This window comes from Methylobacterium sp. CM6247 (assembly GCF_054817925.1).
The window spans coordinates 4,604,799-4,621,204 of sequence record NZ_JBTXKX010000003.1; the positions used below are offsets into that span (position 1 = coordinate 4,604,799).

Below are 16,406 nucleotides of genomic sequence, written 5' to 3' on the forward strand. Positions count from 1 at the left end.
CGGCGCTACCGCTTGGCGGCTCCGTATACGGCACTTCGCTCTCGCTTTCCGACCGCCACCACCGTCAAGGTGACCGTCGTGTCATCCACCCGGTAGACCAGCCGATAACCCGCCGACCTCAGCTTGATCTTGTAGCAATCCTTCAGGTCGGCATCGCGAAGCTTGTCCGCTTCGACCCTCGGGTTCAGCAGACGCTCCGCCAGCTTCTTCTTGAACTGCCCCCGGAGCGTCTCACCGAGCTTATGCCACTCCTTGAGCGCGGAAGGCAGAAACTGGAGTTCAAAGGGCATCCAGGGTGACCCGCACGGGCACTTCCCCGGAGCGGGCTTTCACGATCGACGCCAGCACGTCGTCGTCGATGGCGTCCATCATGGCCTCGAACGTCTCCGGCGGGACCATGTAGCCCATGACGCGGTTGTGGTTCAGGATCGCCACCGGTGCTCCGTCGGCGCGGTTCATCACCGATGTCGGGCTCTTCTTCAGCTCCGACACACTCACAGCCACATCGGCCATGACACTCTGCAGCTGAGCTTCCATTCACGACTCCACTGCCTGCCGCCTCCCTGGAACGGCAGAGGCGATCTCGTCTCGGTACCAAATTGCGTACGAAAATTCGATCTTTTTCGGGTTCGATGCGGCGTATGCCGTCAAGCTGTGCACCTTGACCACCCATGGTGAGCCGTTCAGAACGCAAACGTCGGTGCCCTGACCCGAGCGTCGGCTTCTCCCTCGCCATCACGCCATAGGAACCACGCGCGATGACCGCGTTCACAGAGCTCGTGTTCTCGGGCGTTCAGCCCACGGGCAACCTGCATCTCGGCAATTACCTCGGCGCCATCAAGCGCTTCGTAGAGATGCAGGAGCGCGACGCGCAGTGCCTCTACTGCGTCGTCGACATGCACGCGATCACCCTGTGGCAGGACCCGGCCGCCCTGAAGGGCCAGATCCGCGAGGTCACGGCCGCCTTCCTCGCCGCCGGCATCGATCCGAAGCGCAGCATCGTCTTCAACCAGAGCCAGGTGCCGGCCCATGCCGAGCTCGCCTGGATCTTCAACTGCGTCGCCCGCCTCGGCTGGCTGAACCGCATGACCCAGTTCAAGGACAAGGCCGGCAAGGACCGGGAGAACGCGAGCGTCGGCCTCTACGCCTATCCGGTGCTGATGGCGGCCGACATCCTGGCTTACCGCGCCACCCACGTGCCGGTGGGCGAGGACCAGAAGCAGCATCTCGAACTGACCCGCGATATCGCCCAGAAGTTCAACAACGACTTCTCGGAGTCGATCTCCGCCCATGGGCACGATGCGGGCGAGGGCTTCTTCCCGATCACCGAGCCGCTGATCGGCGGCCCGGCCGCCCGCGTCATGTCCCTGCGGGACGGCACCAAGAAGATGTCGAAATCGGACCCCTCCGACAATTCGCGCATCAACCTCACCGACGAGGCGGATACCATCGCCAACAAGGTGCGCAAGGCCAAGACCGACCCGGAGCCCCTGCCCTCCGAGACGGCCGGCCTGGCCGCGCGGCCCGAAGCCGACAACCTCGTGGGCATCTTCGCGGCACTGAAGGGCGTCACCCGCGACGAGGTGCTGGCCGATTACGGCGGTGCCCAGTTCTCTGCCTTCAAGGGGGCGCTGGTGGAGCTCGCGGTGGAGACCCTCGCGCCGATCGCCTCCGAGATGAAGCGTCTCGTGGCCGATACCGACTATATCGACTCCGTCCTCGCCGATGGCTCCGAGCGCGCCGAGGCCATCGCGGCCCCGACGCTGGATGCGGTGAAGGACATCGTCGGTTTCGTCCGGCGCGGTCCGCGGTTGCGGACCGTCCGGTAATGATCCGAGCGCTCGTCTTCGACGTCTTCGGGACGCTCGTCGACTGGCGCTCGGGAGTGGCCCGCGAGGCCGCACGCCTCCTCGGCGCGGAGGCGCCCACCCTCAATGCCGCCGCTTTCGCGGATGCGTGGCGCCGGCACTACGGGCCTTCGATGGACACCGTGCGTTCGGGGGCCCGGCCCTTCGTGGACCTCGATACCCTCCATGCGGAGTCCCTGCCCCTCGTTCTGGCGGAGTTCGGCATCGTCGGCGTGTCGGATGCCACACGGTGGGAACTCGTCCAGGCCTGGCACCGGCTCGACGCCTGGCCCGACGTACCGCACGCTCTGCGGCGCCTTCGGACGCGCCACCTCCTGGCGCCAAACTCGAACGGTCATATCCGGCTGATGGCCGACCTCGCCCGCCGGAACGGGCTGACCTTCGACGCGATCCTGGGTGCCGGCCATTCCCGCGATTACAAGCCGAAACCGGCACTCTATCGCGACGTGGTGGCGGCCTTCGGCTTCGCTCCGGCGGAGACCTTGATGGTCGCCGCCCATTCGGGCGACCTCGCGGCAGCGGCGAGCCACGGCCTGTCCACCGCCCATATCGCCCGCCCGCGCGAGCACGGGCCGGGCGGTGGCGAAACGGCGCCCAATGTTCCGGTCACCTATGCGGCCCGTGACCTCACGGATCTGGCCGACCAGCTCGGCTGCTGACGACGACGGAGCGGAAGGGTGAGCACGATGGCCGATTGGAACCCAGCCCTCTATACCCGCTTCGAGGACGAGCGTACCCGTCCGGCGGCCGAGCTCCTGGCCCGTGTGCCTCTCGAAGCCCCGCGCCTCGTCTACGATCTCGGATGCGGCCCCGGCAATTCCACCGCGCTCATCACTGCACGCTTTCCCGAGGCGGAGGTGATCGGCCTCGACACCTCGCCGGCGATGCTGGAGCGTGCGAGGAGCCGCCTGCCCGGCCTCGCCTTCGCGACGGCCGATGCGGCGACTTGGATCCCCGAGCAGGCGCCGGACCTGATCTATGCCAACGCCGTGCTGCAATGGCTGCCCGACCACCCGGTGCTCCTGCCCCGGCTCCTCGGCCTCCTGGCACCCGGCGGCGTGCTCGCCGTGCAGATGCCCGACAATCTTGCCGAGCCCTCGCACCGGTTGATGCGCGAGGTGGCGGGTGCCGGTCCCTGGGCCGGGGCCATCGGCGATCCGGCCGTGGCCGGGCGGCTCGGGCGGATGCTGGAGCCGGCCGGCTATTACGACCTCCTGGCGCCCCTCGCGGCCGAGGTCGATGTCTGGCGCACCGCCTATCATCACCCGATGACGGATGCCGCCGCCATCGTCGAATGGGTCAGGGCGACCGGGCTCCGGCCCTTCCTCGACCCGCTGGACCCCGAGGACATGGCCGGGTTCCTCGCCGCCTACGCAACGGCGATCGATGCGGCTTATCCGCCGCGCAGCAACGGGGGACGCCTGCTCGCGTTCCCGCGGGCCTTCATCGTCGCTCGCCGGGCGGACTAAGCAGGCTCGCAAAAGTGCTCACCGGTTTTGCGTCCTAAAACCTGCGATACTTCAAGGGCCTAAGCGAGGTGAAGCGTTGGCTCGCCGACGCGAACCTGCTGAGCGCACCGACCCGGATGCGATGGCCGGGACGGTGCGCGGCCGGGTTTCAGCTCTCGCCGCGCGCCACGCGTGCCTCGTATTCCGGCAGGGCGAGCTGGCCTTCCTTCTCGACCCGCGCCTTGTCCTCGTCCGAGATCACGTCACCGACCATGTCGAGGCGCTTCCACAGGGCGAGCGGCGTCTCCTTGTCGGGGCGCGGCACGTATTTGTTCTGCGACACCTTCTGGTACTTGTGGATGTAGCGCGGGCAATTGACCCAGGCCTTCGTCACCTCGATCTTCACGAGGTACTTGGCCTCGGTGTATTCGGCCATCAGCGGATCGTCGCGCAGCATCCGGGCGTGTCCCTGGACGCGGACACGGTGCGGGGTCTCGAAATCGATGAACAGCAGCCCGACCTTGGACTGACCCTCGATGTTGCCCATCGAGTACCACATGCCGTTCCCGTCGAGGCCGGGGAAGACCAGCGTGTTGGCGTCGAGCACCTTCACGAAGCCGGTGCTGCCGCCCTTGTAGGAGACGGTGGGCATGCCGTCGGGATCGACCGTGGACAGGAAGAACATGTCGCGGCTGCCGATGAAGGCGGCCTCGTCGGGGCCGATCTCGTCATGCACCCAACCGGTGTCGAGACGCTCGGCGAGCTTGACGGTGTTGTACTCTTCCTGAAGCGCGCGATGCTCGTCGTAATAGAGCGAAGCCATGGGTGTCCTCCAACCTTCGGCCGCTCTCAGATGGGCAGCCGTTACGGAGCATGATCGCCGGATTTGCTTAAGAGTACAACGGGGGGCGTCCGTCCCTCCCTCCTTCCCTTCAGAGCCGCCGACTGCCGGGCCGGATCGCTCATGGAGGTCGGTGGCGTACGTCGTTGACGTATGGGCGGTGTTGGCTTAGACGATCGGAATGCCCTCGCCCCTGCATACGGTCGCGGAAACCTCCGAGTTCGTCAGGGATGCGGATGCCGAGCGCATGCCGGCCGCAACTCGGACGGCCCTCAAGGACATGCTCGCCGCGAACCCGGAGGCGGGTGATCTCATCGTCGGCTCGGGTGGTATCCGTAAGGTGCGCGTCGCCGGGCGGGGCAAGGGCAAGAGCGGCGGCTATCGCGTTCTCGCTGCTTATGTCGGGCCCGATGCACCGGTCTACCTCCTGGCGGTTCTGAGCAAGGCGGACCGGGAGAACTTCTCGCCGGCGGAAGTCCAGCAACTGGCTCGGCTAACGCTTTCCATCAAGGCGCATTGGCAGAAGCGTGGAAGGTGACGCGCATCCATACGGCAACCAGGGCATCGCCCTCTCACAGGAGCAAGGTCGACCATGGGCAGGGATATTTTCGAACGAACCCTTTCCGCTCTGCGGGAAGCCGAGGAACACGCCCAGGGAGGGATGCCGGCCGGTCTCGTCGTCCATGTCCCCGAGACCGTCGATGTCGCCGGGATCCGCAAGCGGACCGGCAAGGCACAGCCAGCCTTCGCCGCGAGCATAGGCGTGCCCGTCGCAACTCTCAGGCAATGGGAGCATCAACGTCGCCAGCCTCAGGGGCCGGCGCGCGTACTCCTGGCTCTCCTCGACAAGAACCCTCGCCTCGTCGAGGAGACGCTCGGTCAGGTGCCATGACGGCAGAGAGATCGCCGCTCTTCCGCACTGGTTCGGGAGACGGCGGCCTTCGCAAGATCGAGGGGCGGGCAATGGGAGCGTCATCTCCCGAGATAAACTTCCTTGCCCGGTCGCGCACGAGAAAGCCGGCCCCGCTCGCACGAGGCCGGCTTTCTCCGCGAGGGGGCAGCCGAGCGAAGCCCGGCCGCCCATCACAAAAAATCAGTTCTTGGACTTGTCGACCAGGGCCTTCTCGGAGATCCACGGCATCATGCCACGGAGCTTCGAGCCGACTTCCTCGATCGGGTGACGGGCGAGCTTGGCGCGGGTGGCCTTGAACGAGGTCTGGCCGACCTTGTTCTCCAGCATCCAGTCGCGGGTGAACTTGCCCGACTGGATATCGTCCAGCACGCGCTTCATCTCGGCCTTCGTCTCGGCGGTGACGATGCGCGGGCCGGTGACGTATTCACCGTACTCGGCGGTGTTGGAGATCGAGTAGTTCATGTTGGCGATGCCGCCCTCGTAGATGAGGTCGACGATGAGCTTCACCTCGTGGAGGCACTCGAAATAGGCCATCTCGGGAGCGTAGCCGCCCTCGACCAGGGTCTCGAAACCGGCCTTGATGAGCTCGACGAGGCCGCCGCACAGCACGGCCTGCTCGCCGAACAAGTCGGTCTCGCACTCTTCCTTGAAGGTGGTCTCGATGATGCCGGCGCGGCCGCCGCCATTGGCCGAAGCGTAGGACAGGCCGAGATCGTGGGCATTGCCCGAGGCGTCCTGCGCGATGGCGATCAGGGTCGGCACGCCGCCGCCCTTGAGGTACTCGCCGCGCACGGTGTGGCCGGGGCCCTTCGGGGCGACCATGAGCACGTCGAGGTCCTTGCGGGGCTCGATCAGGTTGAAGTGGACGTTGAGGCCGTGGGCGAACAGGAGGGCGGCGCCCTGCTTCATGTTCGGCTCGAGCGACTCCTTGTAGATGTCGCCCTGGAGCTCGTCTGGGGTGAGCATCATGACGACGTCGGCCTGCTTGGCGGCGTCGGCGACGTTCATCACCGTGAAGCCCTCGTGCTCCGCCTTCTTGGCGGTGGCCGAGCCCTCGCGGAGGGCGATGACGATGCCCTTCACGCCGGAATCACGCAGGTTGAGGGCGTGGGCATGGCCCTGGCTGCCGTAGCCGACGATGACGACCTTCTTGCCCTTGATCAGGTTGAGGTCGGCGTCACGATCGTAATAGACCCGCATGATGGAATGTCCTTTTCGCGTGGGGTGTCAGGGTCGGGCCTGGCCGTAGAGGGCCAGGAACTGGTCGACGGCGCGGGCCGCGTCGCGTCGGATCTCGGCGGCGTCGAGGTCGAGCGCGTCGCCGAGGAGAAGTCGGATCTGGACGTCGCGCCCGACCAGACCGAAGAAGGTCCGGAAGGCGGTCTCGCTGTCCTCGAAGGCGAGGAGCCCGGCCGCACGGCCCGCTTCGAGCACGGGCTTGACCCGCCCGCCGATGGCGAGGCGCCCGTTCGCCAGCACGATGGCGCCGAGGTTGCCCTTGCGCGAGCCGGCATGCGCGATGGCGATGCGGTTCAGCACCACCGAGGTGCGGCCCGCGATCACATCGAGCCAGGTCACGGCGAAATCGAGCAGGCGCTCCCGCAGGGTCGCCGCATCGAGCACGCCCGCCGCGTCGCGCCCCGCATGGACGCGCGAGGCCTGCCAGCGCACCGTAGCGGTGAGGAGGCCGTCCCGGTCCCCGAACCACTTGTACAGGGTTTCCTTCGAGCAGCTCGCCCGGCGCGCGACCGCGTCCATGGTGAGCTGGTCGCCCTCTTCGACGAGGAGAGCGAGCACGGCATCGAGCACCGCCTGTTGGCGGGCCGAGGGCGCCTCATGCACCGTCTCGTCGCGTGCGACCGTCGCGCTCATGCTTCCAGAAAACCAGTACCGTACCGTACGGTACGCGGCGGCATAGGCCGATTCGGTTTCCCGGACAAGAGGTGGTGTACCCCCGGTCGAACCTTATTCAGGCAGTTTGAGGCCTTCGCGGGCGAACACGGCCTGCACGGCGGGCCGCGCCGCCATGGCGCGGGCATGTGCGGTCCAATGGGGAAAGCGCTCTGCCATGTCGAAACCGAGCGCGGGTCCCCGGCCCCAGGTCCAGAACAGCAGCAGGTAGGGATCGGCGACGCTGTAGGCTTCGCCGACGGCCCAGCCGCCGTTGGAGAGCTTGACCTCTGTCATCGTGAAGAGGTCGCCGCAGGTCTCGACTCCCTTGGCCTGGATGCCCGGGAAGGCCGTCTCATCGCTCGCGTAGCGCTCGGCCCGGCGGATATGCGCGTAGGCGATATGATGGCCGGTGGAGAGCCAGCCCAGCCATTCGTCGACCCGCGCCTGATCGCGGGGCGCTTGCGGCCACAGGCCGGCCTGCGGATGACTGCGCGCGATGTGGCGCAGGATGGCGGTGTTCTCGGTGAGCACCCAATCCTCATCGACCAGTGCCGGCACGCGGCCGCGCTCGTTGATAGCGAGGTATTCGGCCGCCCGCTGGTCGCCCTTGGCGAGGTCGAGCCGCACGGTCTCGTAGGGCGCTCCCGTCTCCTCGAGGGCGATGTGGGAGGCGAGCGAGCAGGCGCCGGGGGCGTAGTAGAGGGTGGTCATGGGGAACTCATGTGTTGGCAACCGCTGCGGGCAAGCCGATCAGTTCTGCGATGCCCAGGCGAATCCTCAAGAGAATATCCGGCGGTAGTGCGCCGACGCGTCGGAATCCGCGGGACGCGCGATCCACGCAGCGGATATGGTCGAGGAGAACGGCGCCGGAGACAACCAGACCATCCGGAAGGAGAATTTTCGTCGGCCAGGGCGTGACGTTGCTCGTGATCGGACAGATGATCGCTGTCGCGTTTCGCAGGTGGAAGGTCACATCGGACAAGACGACAGCCGGACGGATGCCACTCTGTTCTCGACCGAGTGTCGGTCTCAGATCGACCCAGACGACATCCCCAGCCTCTGGGACCGGGTGGTCAGCGGTCGTAATCGTCACTAATGATCTCCGCACCCACGTCCGGTCCCCAATCGAGGGGGGCGGGGCGATGAGACGGACCCAATCGGTCCATCTCGGCGATCATTTCAGCGAGCGTTGGGACCGCGACGCCGTTCACGGTGCGTCGTGCTCCCGACGCCGGAATTTGCCGCTTCGACAGCACTTCCACCGTCTCACCCTCGTTGACGCCGAGCTGCGTTACGGCTTGCGGCGACAATCTCACGACGAGATCATCACCCCAGCGAATGATTTTGGCTTCCATCGCCTCACCCTCCGAGTTGCAGGCAGGACCTTATCACCGCTCGCGGCGTCGTACCTACATCGCCTCCGAACCACGCCCCATGGCCGCGATGCCCGTGCGGGAGATCTCCACGAGGCCGATCACCGTCATCAGGCCGATGAAGCGGTCGATCTCCTCGGTGGTGCCGGTGACCTCGAACACGAAGGAGTTCAGGGTCGCGTCCAGGGTCTTGGCGCCGAAGGCGGCGGCGAGGGTCAGCGATTCGGTGCGGTGCTCCCCGGTACCCGCCACCTTGACGAGGCAGAGCTCACGCTCGAGGGCCTTGCCCTGGAGCGTGAGGTCGACGACCCGGTGCACGGGCACGAGCCGGTCGAGCTGAGCCTTGATCTGCTGGATCACCGCATCGGTGCCGGCGGTGACGATGGTGATACGCGAGATGTGGCGCGCCACCTCGGTCTCCGACACCGTCAGGCTCTCGATGTTGTAGCCGCGTCCCGAGAACATCCCCGCGATCCGCGCGAGGACGCCAGGCTCGTTGTCCACGATGACGGCGAGGGTGTGCCGGTTGATCGGCTCGACCCGACCGGCATCGGGGTAGTGTGTGTTCATGGCGTTCATGACGTCTCTCCTCCGCGCCGCCGGTCAGACCAGCATCTTGCCTTCCTCGGAGATCACGTCGCCGAGGTCCATTCCGGTCTCGCCGAGGTAGTCGGAGAGCAGCATCTCATTGTGCGCCTTGCCCGACGGGATCATCGGGAAGCAGTTCTCTTTCTTGTCGACGATGCAATCAAAGATGACCGGGCCGTCATGGGCCAGCATCTCGGCGATCGCCCCGTCGAGCTCGCCCGGCTTGTCGCAGCGCATGCCCTTGGCGCCATAGGCTTCCGCCAGCTTGACGAAGTCCGGCAGGCTTTCCGAATAGCTCTGGGAATAGCGCGATCCGTGCAGCAACTCCTGCCACTGGCGCACCATGCCCATATACTCGTTGTTCAGGATGAAGATCTTGACCGGCAGGCGATACTGCACGGCGGTCGACATCTCCTGGATGTTCATCAGGATCGAGGCTTCGCCGGCGATGTCGATGACGAGACCGTCCGGATTGGCGAGCTGGGTGCCGATGGCCGCGGGCAGGCCGTAGCCCATGGTGCCGAGGCCGCCGGAGGTCATCCAACGGTTCGGCTCGTCGAACTTGAAGTACTGTGCCGCCCACATCTGGTGCTGGCCGACCTCCGTGGTGATGAAGGTCTTCCGGTCCTTGCAGGCCTCGTAGAGGCGCTGCACGGCGTATTGCGGCTTGATGATCGTGCCCGACGGCCAATAGGCGAGGCAGTCCCGCGCCTTCCAGGTGCGGATCTTGGCCATCCACTCGTCGAAGCGGCCCTGGTCGGGACGCTTGGGCAGGGCCTTCCAGGCCGCGAGCATGTCTTCGAGCACCGAGCCGCAATCGCCGACGATGCCGACATCGACCTTGACCACCTTGTTGATCGAGGAAGCATCGACGTCGATGTGGATCTTCTTGGAGAAGGGCGAGAACGCGTCGAGACGGCCGGTGATGCGGTCGTCGAACCGGGCGCCGATACAGACCATCACGTCGCATTCGTGCATGGCGAGGTTGGCCTCGTAGGTCCCGTGCATGCCCAGCATGCCGAGGAACTGCGGGTTGGAGGCCGGGAAGGCGCCCAGACCCATCAGGGTCGAGGTGACGGGAAAGCCGGTGACCTCGGCCAGCTGGCGCAGGAGCGCCGAGGCGTGCGGGCCGGAATTGATGACGCCGCCGCCGGTATAGAGGACCGGACGGCGGGCATTCGCCATCAGCTCGACGGCGGACTGGATCGCCTGCGCGTCGCCCTTGAAGGCGGGGCGGTAGGTCTTGTGGCCGTTATGGGTGGGGCGCTCGTAGATCCCGCTGGCGAACTGGATGTCTTTCGGCAGATCGACCACGACGGGACCCGGCCGGCCGTTCGAGGCGACGAAGAAGGCCTCGTGCAGGATGCGCGGCAGGTCGTCGATCGATTTGACCAGATAATTGTGCTTCGTGCAGTGGCGGGTGATGCCGACCGTGTCGCATTCCTGGAACGCATCGGTGCCGATCAGGTGCGTCGGGACCTGGCCGGTGATGCAGACGAGGGGGATCGAATCCAGCATCGCGTCGGTGAGGCCGGTGACGATGTTGGTGGCACCGGGGCCGGAGGTGACGAGGACGCAGCCGACCTTGCCCGAGGAGCGGGCATAGCCCTCGGCCGCATGGACCGCGCCCTGCTCGTGCCGCACGAGGACGTGCTTCAGTTCTTCCTGGTGGAAGAGGGCATCGTAGATCGGCAGCACCGCACCGCCCGGATACCCGAACAGCGTATCGACACCCTGATCCCGGAACGCCCGGATGACCATTTCGGCCCCGGTCATGACCTCGCCGCTCATCGTCTCAACTCCCTGAAACCCGGTTGCTCGTTCCGTGTCACGTCTTGGCTCAGGCAACAAAAAAGGGCCCCGAAGGACCCTGCATGCGCCACCATCCGGATCGCGATCCTGCTGTCAGGACCGCCCCGTCGGTGGCGCTTTCGTTACGATAAGGATGACACGCATCGACTTGAAAACTTTGCTCTGTGACCCGCCGAATGGCGAATCGACATTTCGAGGGGTCTGAATACAGAAGCAATCCATCACGGTCAACGGCCAATCAGAGGCCGGCTCACCGATGGTCGGTGGCGAAAACGTCGCGTGCGATCGCCACGGCGTTGAGCGCCGCAGGGAACCCCGCATAGGGAATCATCTGCATGATCGTCTCGATCAAGGCCGCCGGCGTCACGCCGACGCGGAGGGCGGCCTGCATGTGGACCTTGAGTTGGGGCGCGGCCGTTCCCATCGCCGTGAGGGCGGCGACTGTGGCGATCTCCCTCGTCTTCACATCGAGCCCGTCGCGGGAAAATACGTCGCCGTAAGCGAACTCGACGATGTATCGGCCGAGATCGGGCGCGATGTCGTCGAGACTTCTGACGACCGCCGCGCCGTGCGGGCCGCTGATGGCCTCCAGTTGAGCCAGTCCGCGCTGATAGCGGGTTTCAGTCGGTGCTTCCTGCGCCTCGGCATGTTGGGCCGCCAGCGGGAGGGCCGTTGCTGAGGTCAGCACGGTACGTCGGGTCATCGTCATTGTCCTTGCTCTCGCGCGTTGCTTCCAGGGCCCGGTAGTGGGTGATCTTGTCATCTAGTCCCGCGATGAGGTCCGACAGTTCCGACCTGCGCGCGATCAGCGCGATGCGATGCGCCTCGAGGAGACTGCGACGGGCTTCGAGGGTCGCATCGCCCTCCGCGCGCAGACGGCTGTATGCGAGCCGCTCGCGCATGGGCATATCCATCGCCTGGAGCTTGCGAAGGAAGGTCGCCCAGACGAGGTCGTCGCTTCCGTAATCCCGCCGACCGCCGGAATCGCGCCCGCTGCGAGGGAGCAATCCGATCCGCTCGTAGTATCGAAGCGTGTCGACGCTGAGCCCGCTCCTCGCTGCGAAGGCACTGATTCTCATCGCGAAACCCCTTCGGTAAAGGCTGTCTACGAGCTGGAGTGCGCTCCAGGTCAAGCGGCTTTTCGACGGTACGGCGAGACCGCTCCGTTCGGCCCGGAAGGTTGTGCCCCGGCCGCTCTCTTGGCTGCACGCGGCAGCCTTCGATCGCCTTGCATCCGGCGGCATCGGGATGACGAACCCGTTTGCGCCGGAGCGCCCTGTCGTCCTATCTGGCGGGGATCCGAAATCGTACTTCCTCAGACCCCGCCGGGACGATGCCTCAACCCGAGATGACGGCCTATCTCATCCTCGACGTGGCCGGCACCGGTTTCGCGATGCGACGCTCGTCCGTGAGCGAGGTTCTGCCCCTCCCCCGCCTCCATCCGCCCACCCTGATGGGTACTTGGCTCGCCGGGTTCCTCGATCTCGGCGGGACGACGGTGCCGGTGATCGATCTCGGCCGGCTCCTGATGCTGCCGCCCATGCCCGCACGGGAGGGCGATCCCTACCGCCACCTGCTGCTGTCGGCCGATCGCGGCACGGCGATCCTGGTGGACCGCGCCCGCGATCTGGTTCTCGTCGCCCCGGACGCCGTCCGCTCGCGGGCGGCGGAGACCAGTCTCAACGGCTGTGTCGTCGGCGAGATCGTACAGGGTGAGCAACTCACCCAGATCCTCGGGATGGACCGGCTCCTCGACGCCGAGGAGCGCCGCCGCGTGCGGGCGCTGACGGAGGCCGCCGCCGCGCGCCTGTCCGATCTCGCCCGTCTCGAAGACGCGTGAACCGCATGCCGCGTCCGAACGAGGTAGGCCCTACAGTGGTTCTGTCTGGGAAGTCCGCCGCATGAAGCGCCCGGTGCGTGCCGTCGCGGAGATCGATCCGGGTTTTCCCGCCCTCAAGGACAAGGTGATCGCCCGGACGGGGCATCACTACTACGCCGACAAGGACGATCTGCTCTTCGACCGGTTGCGCAAGCGCTTCAAGGCCTGCCGCCTTGCCGATTCCCAGGCCTATCTCGCACATCTCGACGGCGAGGCCACCGGACCGGCGGAATGGGCCGCCCTGGAGGCCGAGATCACCATCGGCGAGACCTTCTTCTTCCGCTACGCCGAGCAGTTCGCGGCGTTGCGCGGGACCATCCTGCCCGGCCTGATCGCCGCGCGGGCGGAGGCGAAGTCCCTGCGGATCTGGAGCGCCGGCTGTTCCACCGGGGCGGAGCCCTATTCCATCGCGATCCTGATCCACGAACTCCTCGGCGATGCGCTGCACGAGTGGCGGATCGACATCACCGGCACGGATATCAGCACCGAAGCGCTGGCGACGGCGCGGGCGGCGCTGTTCGGGCGCTGGGCCCTGCGAACATTGCCGCCGGAAGAGCATGCCCGCTATTTCGTCTGCGGTCCTTCGGTGCCGGGTATCGCGCGCGAGGGCAGCTTCACCCTGCGGCCCGAGTTTCGAAGGATGGTGCGCTTCGAGCACCACAACCTGATGAGTCTGCTCGACGGTACGGCGCCGTCGCATTTCGCCGATTTCGACCTCATCCTCTGCCGCAACGTGCTGATCTACTTTCAGGCCGATGCTGTCCTCGGAATCGTGCGTGCCCTGGGACGCAGGCTGGTGCCGGACGGCTGGTTGCTCATCGGCCATGCCGAGCCGAACCCGGCCTTCGCCGGCACGCTGCAGCCGATGAACCTGCCCGGTACGGTGGCCTACCGACCGCTCGGCGGCGATGCCGTCGCCGTCACGCCTCCCGCGCTGCCCATCGTCCTGCCTCCGGTGACGGTCGCGGAGCCGTTTCCCCCCGTCGTCGAGCTGCCGCGATTCGTCCCGCTTCCACCCCCCGTCGTCGAGACCATCCCGCCGCTCGCGGAGCCCGTCGAAGCCGAAGATCCAGACACGGTTCTCGATGAGATCCGGGCTTTGGGGGATTCAGGCCGGATCGCCGAGGGCTGGCGCATGGTCCGCGATGCCCTCCTCGCCACGCCCACGGACGCGCGACTCCACTATTATGGCGGGCTTCTCGCCTATGGGCTCGGGCGCGAGGCCGAGGCCGAGCGGGCATTGCGCGGGGCACTCTATCTCGACCGGAGCTTCGCGATGGCGCATTACCAGCTCGGCCTTCTGCTCGCCGCCATCGGCCGGCACGCGGAGGCGGATCGCGCCTTCGACAACGCCATCCGCTTCGGCCGGGCCCAGCCGTCCGACGCCTCCGTGGCGGAAGGAGACGGCCTCACCGCCGGGCAACTCGTCGCCAATGCCGATGCCGCCCGCATGCGCATGAGGAAACCCGTATCGTGATCGAACCGCCCGCCGGGACTGCCGAGGTCGATCCGTACGTGGCCGCCCTCCTCGCCGAGCGCACCGTGGCCCTGGCCCGCCGTGGACGGGAGAGCACGGCTCGGGTCGCGATGACGCCCTTCCTCGTCTGCCAGTCGGGCGACGATCGCTACGGCCTGCCCCTGGAGGCGGTGGCGCAGGTGGTGCCGGCCCGTTCCTATACGCCGGTGCCGGGGGCGCCGGCGGAGCTGCTGGGCCTCATCGCCCTGTCCGGTCGCGTCATCAGCGTCCTCAGCCTGTCCGGTGCGTTGCGGCGGCCCGTCTCGGCCAGGCCTGGCGACATGCCGGCCTCGGCGGGACATATCCTTGTGCTTCGCGGAGGGATCATGCCACTTGCCCTCGCCGTCGACCGGGTTCTCGCGGTCAGCGATGTGGACGGCGCCTTCGCGAGTGCCCCGCTTCATCTCGGCGGCTTGGGTGCGGACGCGGTTTCGGGCTATGCACCGGCACCCGGCCAGGACGCCGCCCGCCAGGGCGGCGAGGCCGGCTTCGTCGTCATCGATCTGCCGCGCCTCCTGCGGCGATACCTGCCTCAAAGCTGACGGCAAGGCTCATCTGGCCTTTCCCCGTCGAGCGGTTTCGGAGCATCGCCAAGCGTGTCGATCTCGATTGGAAAACGGATCCTCTTCGGCTTCGTCGTCGTCACCCTGGTGATGGTCGGACTGGGCGCCTATGCGCTGAGCCAGATCGGGGCCGTCCGCGACAACACGACGACGATCGTCTCGCGGGACCTCACCATCGCGCGCAAGCTCGACGATCTCGGCAACAAGTCTCGTGACCTCGGCAACCTTCGGCGCAACGGCGTGATCGCCGCGCTGATGCGCAACCGGCCCGATACCGAGATCGCCGCGATCATCGACACCTGGCGCCGCGTCGCCTCCGAATCCGAGGCTATCCTCGTCGACACCGTCCGCACCGCCGACGGCTATTCCGCGACGGCGCCGTCGCCGGAGCGTGCCGCGATCTGGAAGAGGCTCGGTGAATCCGCGACTATTGCCGCCACGGATTTCCGGAAGCTGCGGACCGCCAGCGAAGTTCAGCTTTCCGCCATCGCGGCCAAGGATGTCGATGGGGTGGAGGCTCGCAACTCCGATCTGAACCGTCTGCAGGACGAGTTCTTGCGCGATCTCGACCGAACCCGCGACCTGCTCGATCAGGGGATCGATGCCGGCCAGCGCCGGGCCACCGACATCTACGAGCGCAGCCTCGTCTCCATCGTGCTCATCCTCGCCTTGTGCGTTCTCCTGAGCATCGTGGTCACCGGCCTCATCCGCCGGGGCGTGGTGAAGCCCCTCGAAGAGGTCATGGCCTTCGCCGAGCAGGTCGGATCGGGCGACCTGACCCGCACCCTCGACCGTACGGGGGGCGACGAGATCGGCCGTCTCGCATCGACCTTGAACAGAATGGTCTCGGGTCTTGCCGACCTCGCCCGGACCAATCGGGCGGCCACGTCCGACCTCAATGCCGCCGCCGCCGAGATCCGCGCTTCCGCCCAGGAACAGGCTGCCAGCGTCGAGGAGCAGTTCGCGGCGGTGCAGGAGACCGCCGCCACGGTGGATGAGATCACCCATTCCGGAGCCCAGATCGGCAAGCGCGCGAGCGAGGTGATCGCTACGGCCCAATCCACCGCGCAGATCTCGCGGGCAGGCCTCAGGGCTGTCGCCGATACGGCCAAGGCCATGGATGCCATCCGCGAGCAGGCGGAGGCCGTCGCCGGCAACATCGTATCCCTCAGCGAGAAGACGCAGGCGATCGGCGAGATCATCACAACCGTCAACGACATCTCGGAGCGCACCCATCTGCTGGCGCTCAACGCGGCGATCGAAGCGGCGGCGGCGGGTGAGAGCGGCCGGAGCTTCGCCGTAGTCGCCTCGGAGATGAAGCTTCTGGCCGATCAGGCCAAGGCGGCGACCGCGCAGGTGCGTACCATCCTTTCGGAGATCCAGAGGGGCATCAACACCTCGGTCATGCTCACCGAAGAGGCGGTCAAGCGCACGAGCACGGGCAAGGCCCGCTCGGACACGACCCAGCGGACCATCGAGGAGATCACCGCCAAGGTCGAGGAAAGCGTCCAGACTTTCCAGCAGATCGTCGCCTCCACCAACCAGCAGCAACTCGGAATCGAGCAGGTGATGGGCGCCCTCCAGAACATCCGGCAGGCGAGCCAGCAGACCGCCGCCGGTACCCGTGAGGTAGAAGCGGCCTCCGCCAATCTCACCGAACTCGCCCAGGCGCTCCTGACGCTCGCCGACCGATACCGGCACTGAGGGGAGAG

Annotated in this window: 21 protein-coding genes; 9 read left to right on the top strand and 12 right to left on the bottom strand. The window is 66.7% G+C overall.

Features of this window, described 5'->3' with window-relative positions; translation table 11 throughout:
- Nucleotides 1-5: 5 nt before the first annotated feature.
- Nucleotides 6-290, bottom strand: coding sequence for a type II toxin-antitoxin system RelE family toxin (locus ACYQOP_RS22820; RefSeq protein ID WP_461224338.1), 285 nt, complete (start codon nt 288-290; stop codon nt 6-8).
- Nucleotides 280-537 (bottom strand): type II toxin-antitoxin system Phd/YefM family antitoxin, encoded by a 258-nt coding sequence (locus ACYQOP_RS22825; RefSeq protein WP_244478043.1) that lies wholly within the window; start codon nt 535-537, stop codon nt 280-282. Before ACYQOP_RS22825 ends, ACYQOP_RS22820 begins: the two co-directional genes overlap by 11 nt.
- A 221-nt stretch (nt 538-758) precedes the next feature.
- Between ACYQOP_RS22825 and trpS the strand changes: the two genes are divergently transcribed.
- Genes trpS through tam form a run of 3 tightly spaced genes read left to right on the top strand, consistent with a single transcriptional unit; the run spans nt 759 to nt 3,337 of the window.
- Nucleotides 759-1,829: a tryptophan--tRNA ligase gene (trpS, locus tag ACYQOP_RS22830; protein ID WP_311276729.1), complete on the top strand. Its 1,071-nt coding sequence runs from the start codon at nt 759-761 to the stop codon at nt 1,827-1,829.
- The gene (locus ACYQOP_RS22835; protein ID WP_461224340.1) at nt 1,829-2,527 is read left to right on the top strand and encodes a haloacid dehalogenase type II; all 699 of its coding nucleotides are present in this window, start codon (nt 1,829-1,831) and stop codon (nt 2,525-2,527) included. Before trpS ends, ACYQOP_RS22835 begins: the two co-directional genes overlap by 1 nt.
- A 27-nt stretch (nt 2,528-2,554) precedes the next feature.
- Nucleotides 2,555-3,337, top strand: a complete 783-nt coding sequence (tam, locus tag ACYQOP_RS22840) for a trans-aconitate 2-methyltransferase (RefSeq protein WP_461224342.1) — start codon at nt 2,555-2,557, stop codon at nt 3,335-3,337.
- A 148-nt stretch (nt 3,338-3,485) separates the two neighbouring features.
- Here the strand turns inward: tam and ACYQOP_RS22845 are convergent, their stop codons facing one another.
- Nucleotides 3,486-4,139 carry a pyridoxamine 5'-phosphate oxidase family protein gene (locus ACYQOP_RS22845; protein ID WP_018044186.1) on the bottom strand — a complete coding sequence of 218 codons (654 nt, stop codon included), beginning with the start codon at nt 4,137-4,139 and terminating at the stop codon, nt 3,486-3,488.
- 199 nt (nt 4,140-4,338) lie between these two features.
- Between ACYQOP_RS22845 and ACYQOP_RS22850 the strand changes: the two genes are divergently transcribed.
- Together ACYQOP_RS22850 and ACYQOP_RS22855 are read left to right on the top strand one after the other, a co-directional pair.
- Nucleotides 4,339-4,695 carry a type II toxin-antitoxin system RelE/ParE family toxin gene (locus tag ACYQOP_RS22850; RefSeq protein ID WP_461224344.1) on the top strand — a complete coding sequence of 119 codons (357 nt, stop codon included), beginning with the start codon at nt 4,339-4,341 and terminating at the stop codon, nt 4,693-4,695.
- A 54-nt stretch (nt 4,696-4,749) separates the two neighbouring features.
- Nucleotides 4,750-5,049 carry a helix-turn-helix domain-containing protein gene (locus ACYQOP_RS22855; RefSeq protein ID WP_461224346.1) on the top strand — a complete coding sequence of 100 codons (300 nt, stop codon included), beginning with the start codon at nt 4,750-4,752 and terminating at the stop codon, nt 5,047-5,049.
- Between the two features lie 201 nt (nt 5,050-5,250).
- Here the strand turns inward: ACYQOP_RS22855 and ilvC are convergent, their stop codons facing one another.
- The 9 genes from ilvC to ACYQOP_RS22900 form a co-directional block, all read right to left on the bottom strand.
- Nucleotides 5,251-6,270, bottom strand: a complete 1,020-nt coding sequence (gene ilvC / locus ACYQOP_RS22860; RefSeq protein ID WP_019904456.1) for a ketol-acid reductoisomerase — start codon at nt 6,268-6,270, stop codon at nt 5,251-5,253.
- Nucleotides 6,271-6,297: 27 nt separating this feature from the next.
- The gene (locus tag ACYQOP_RS22865; RefSeq protein WP_419953902.1) at nt 6,298-6,942 is read right to left on the bottom strand and encodes a TetR/AcrR family transcriptional regulator; all 645 of its coding nucleotides are present in this window, start codon (nt 6,940-6,942) and stop codon (nt 6,298-6,300) included.
- A gap of 93 nt (nt 6,943-7,035) precedes the next feature.
- Nucleotides 7,036-7,674, bottom strand: a complete 639-nt coding sequence (locus ACYQOP_RS22870) for a glutathione S-transferase family protein (RefSeq protein WP_461224349.1) — start codon at nt 7,672-7,674, stop codon at nt 7,036-7,038.
- 7 nt (nt 7,675-7,681) lie between these two features.
- Nucleotides 7,682-8,071, bottom strand: coding sequence for a type II toxin-antitoxin system PemK/MazF family toxin (locus ACYQOP_RS22875; protein WP_461224351.1), 390 nt, complete (start codon nt 8,069-8,071; stop codon nt 7,682-7,684).
- Nucleotides 8,037-8,318 (bottom strand): AbrB/MazE/SpoVT family DNA-binding domain-containing protein, encoded by a 282-nt coding sequence (locus ACYQOP_RS22880; RefSeq protein ID WP_461224353.1) that lies wholly within the window; start codon nt 8,316-8,318, stop codon nt 8,037-8,039. The genes ACYQOP_RS22875 and ACYQOP_RS22880 overlap by 35 nt, the downstream gene beginning before the upstream one ends.
- A 54-nt stretch (nt 8,319-8,372) precedes the next feature.
- On the bottom strand, nt 8,373-8,915 hold the full coding sequence (ilvN, locus tag ACYQOP_RS22885) for an acetolactate synthase small subunit (RefSeq protein WP_018044192.1): 543 nt from the start codon (nt 8,913-8,915) through the stop codon (nt 8,373-8,375).
- Nucleotides 8,916-8,939: 24 nt separating this feature from the next.
- Nucleotides 8,940-10,715 carry an acetolactate synthase 3 large subunit gene (locus tag ACYQOP_RS22890; RefSeq protein WP_461224355.1) on the bottom strand — a complete coding sequence of 592 codons (1,776 nt, stop codon included), beginning with the start codon at nt 10,713-10,715 and terminating at the stop codon, nt 8,940-8,942.
- A gap of 271 nt (nt 10,716-10,986) precedes the next feature.
- Complete coding sequence (locus tag ACYQOP_RS22895; RefSeq protein WP_419953906.1) at nt 10,987-11,439, bottom strand: carboxymuconolactone decarboxylase family protein; 453 nt, start codon at nt 11,437-11,439, stop codon at nt 10,987-10,989.
- Nucleotides 11,357-11,980 carry a MerR family transcriptional regulator gene (locus ACYQOP_RS22900; protein WP_461224357.1) on the bottom strand — a complete coding sequence of 208 codons (624 nt, stop codon included), beginning with the start codon at nt 11,978-11,980 and terminating at the stop codon, nt 11,357-11,359. Before ACYQOP_RS22900 ends, ACYQOP_RS22895 begins: the two co-directional genes overlap by 83 nt.
- A gap of 89 nt (nt 11,981-12,069) precedes the next feature.
- On the opposite strand from ACYQOP_RS22900, the gene ACYQOP_RS22905 reads away from it, so the two are divergent.
- The 4 genes from ACYQOP_RS22905 to ACYQOP_RS22920 all read left to right on the top strand — a co-directional run bounded on the left by ACYQOP_RS22905 (nt 12,070) and on the right by ACYQOP_RS22920 (nt 16,398).
- Complete coding sequence (locus tag ACYQOP_RS22905) at nt 12,070-12,576, top strand: chemotaxis protein CheW (protein WP_461224359.1); 507 nt, start codon at nt 12,070-12,072, stop codon at nt 12,574-12,576.
- A 61-nt stretch (nt 12,577-12,637) separates the two neighbouring features.
- Complete coding sequence (locus ACYQOP_RS22910; RefSeq protein ID WP_461224361.1) at nt 12,638-14,092, top strand: CheR family methyltransferase; 1,455 nt, start codon at nt 12,638-12,640, stop codon at nt 14,090-14,092.
- A complete protein-coding gene (locus ACYQOP_RS22915; protein ID WP_461224363.1) occupies nt 14,089-14,673 on the top strand; it encodes a chemotaxis protein CheW in 585 nt (194 codons plus the stop codon). Before ACYQOP_RS22910 ends, ACYQOP_RS22915 begins: the two co-directional genes overlap by 4 nt.
- A gap of 54 nt (nt 14,674-14,727) precedes the next feature.
- Nucleotides 14,728-16,398: a methyl-accepting chemotaxis protein gene (locus tag ACYQOP_RS22920; RefSeq protein ID WP_056427397.1), complete on the top strand. Its 1,671-nt coding sequence runs from the start codon at nt 14,728-14,730 to the stop codon at nt 16,396-16,398.
- Nucleotides 16,399-16,406: the final 8 nt, after the last annotated feature.

Coding starts and splice junctions, on each gene's coding strand:
- ACYQOP_RS22820 (WP_461224338.1), bottom strand. CDS start 290: ATGCCCTTTGAACTCCAGTTTCTGCCTTCCGCGCTCAAGGAGTGGCAT.
- ACYQOP_RS22825 (WP_244478043.1), bottom strand. CDS start 537: ATGGAAGCTCAGCTGCAGAGTGTCATGGCCGATGTGGCTGTGAGTGTG.
- trpS (WP_311276729.1), top strand. CDS start 759: ATGACCGCGTTCACAGAGCTCGTGTTCTCGGGCGTTCAGCCCACGGGC.
- ACYQOP_RS22835 (WP_461224340.1), top strand. CDS start 1,829: ATGATCCGAGCGCTCGTCTTCGACGTCTTCGGGACGCTCGTCGACTGG.
- tam (WP_461224342.1), top strand. CDS start 2,555: ATGGCCGATTGGAACCCAGCCCTCTATACCCGCTTCGAGGACGAGCGT.
- ACYQOP_RS22845 (WP_018044186.1), bottom strand. CDS start 4,139: ATGGCTTCGCTCTATTACGACGAGCATCGCGCGCTTCAGGAAGAGTAC.
- ACYQOP_RS22850 (WP_461224344.1), top strand. CDS start 4,339: ATGCCCTCGCCCCTGCATACGGTCGCGGAAACCTCCGAGTTCGTCAGG.
- ACYQOP_RS22855 (WP_461224346.1), top strand. CDS start 4,750: ATGGGCAGGGATATTTTCGAACGAACCCTTTCCGCTCTGCGGGAAGCC.
- ilvC (WP_019904456.1), bottom strand. CDS start 6,270: ATGCGGGTCTATTACGATCGTGACGCCGACCTCAACCTGATCAAGGGC.
- ACYQOP_RS22865 (WP_419953902.1), bottom strand. CDS start 6,942: ATGAGCGCGACGGTCGCACGCGACGAGACGGTGCATGAGGCGCCCTCG.
- ACYQOP_RS22870 (WP_461224349.1), bottom strand. CDS start 7,674: ATGACCACCCTCTACTACGCCCCCGGCGCCTGCTCGCTCGCCTCCCAC.
- ACYQOP_RS22880 (WP_461224353.1), bottom strand. CDS start 8,318: ATGGAAGCCAAAATCATTCGCTGGGGTGATGATCTCGTCGTGAGATTG.
- ilvN (WP_018044192.1), bottom strand. CDS start 8,915: ATGAACGCCATGAACACACACTACCCCGATGCCGGTCGGGTCGAGCCG.
- ACYQOP_RS22890 (WP_461224355.1), bottom strand. CDS start 10,715: ATGAGCGGCGAGGTCATGACCGGGGCCGAAATGGTCATCCGGGCGTTC.
- ACYQOP_RS22895 (WP_419953906.1), bottom strand. CDS start 11,439: ATGACCCGACGTACCGTGCTGACCTCAGCAACGGCCCTCCCGCTGGCG.
- ACYQOP_RS22900 (WP_461224357.1), bottom strand. CDS start 11,980: ATGCCGCCGGATGCAAGGCGATCGAAGGCTGCCGCGTGCAGCCAAGAG.
- ACYQOP_RS22905 (WP_461224359.1), top strand. CDS start 12,070: ATGCCTCAACCCGAGATGACGGCCTATCTCATCCTCGACGTGGCCGGC.
- ACYQOP_RS22910 (WP_461224361.1), top strand. CDS start 12,638: ATGAAGCGCCCGGTGCGTGCCGTCGCGGAGATCGATCCGGGTTTTCCC.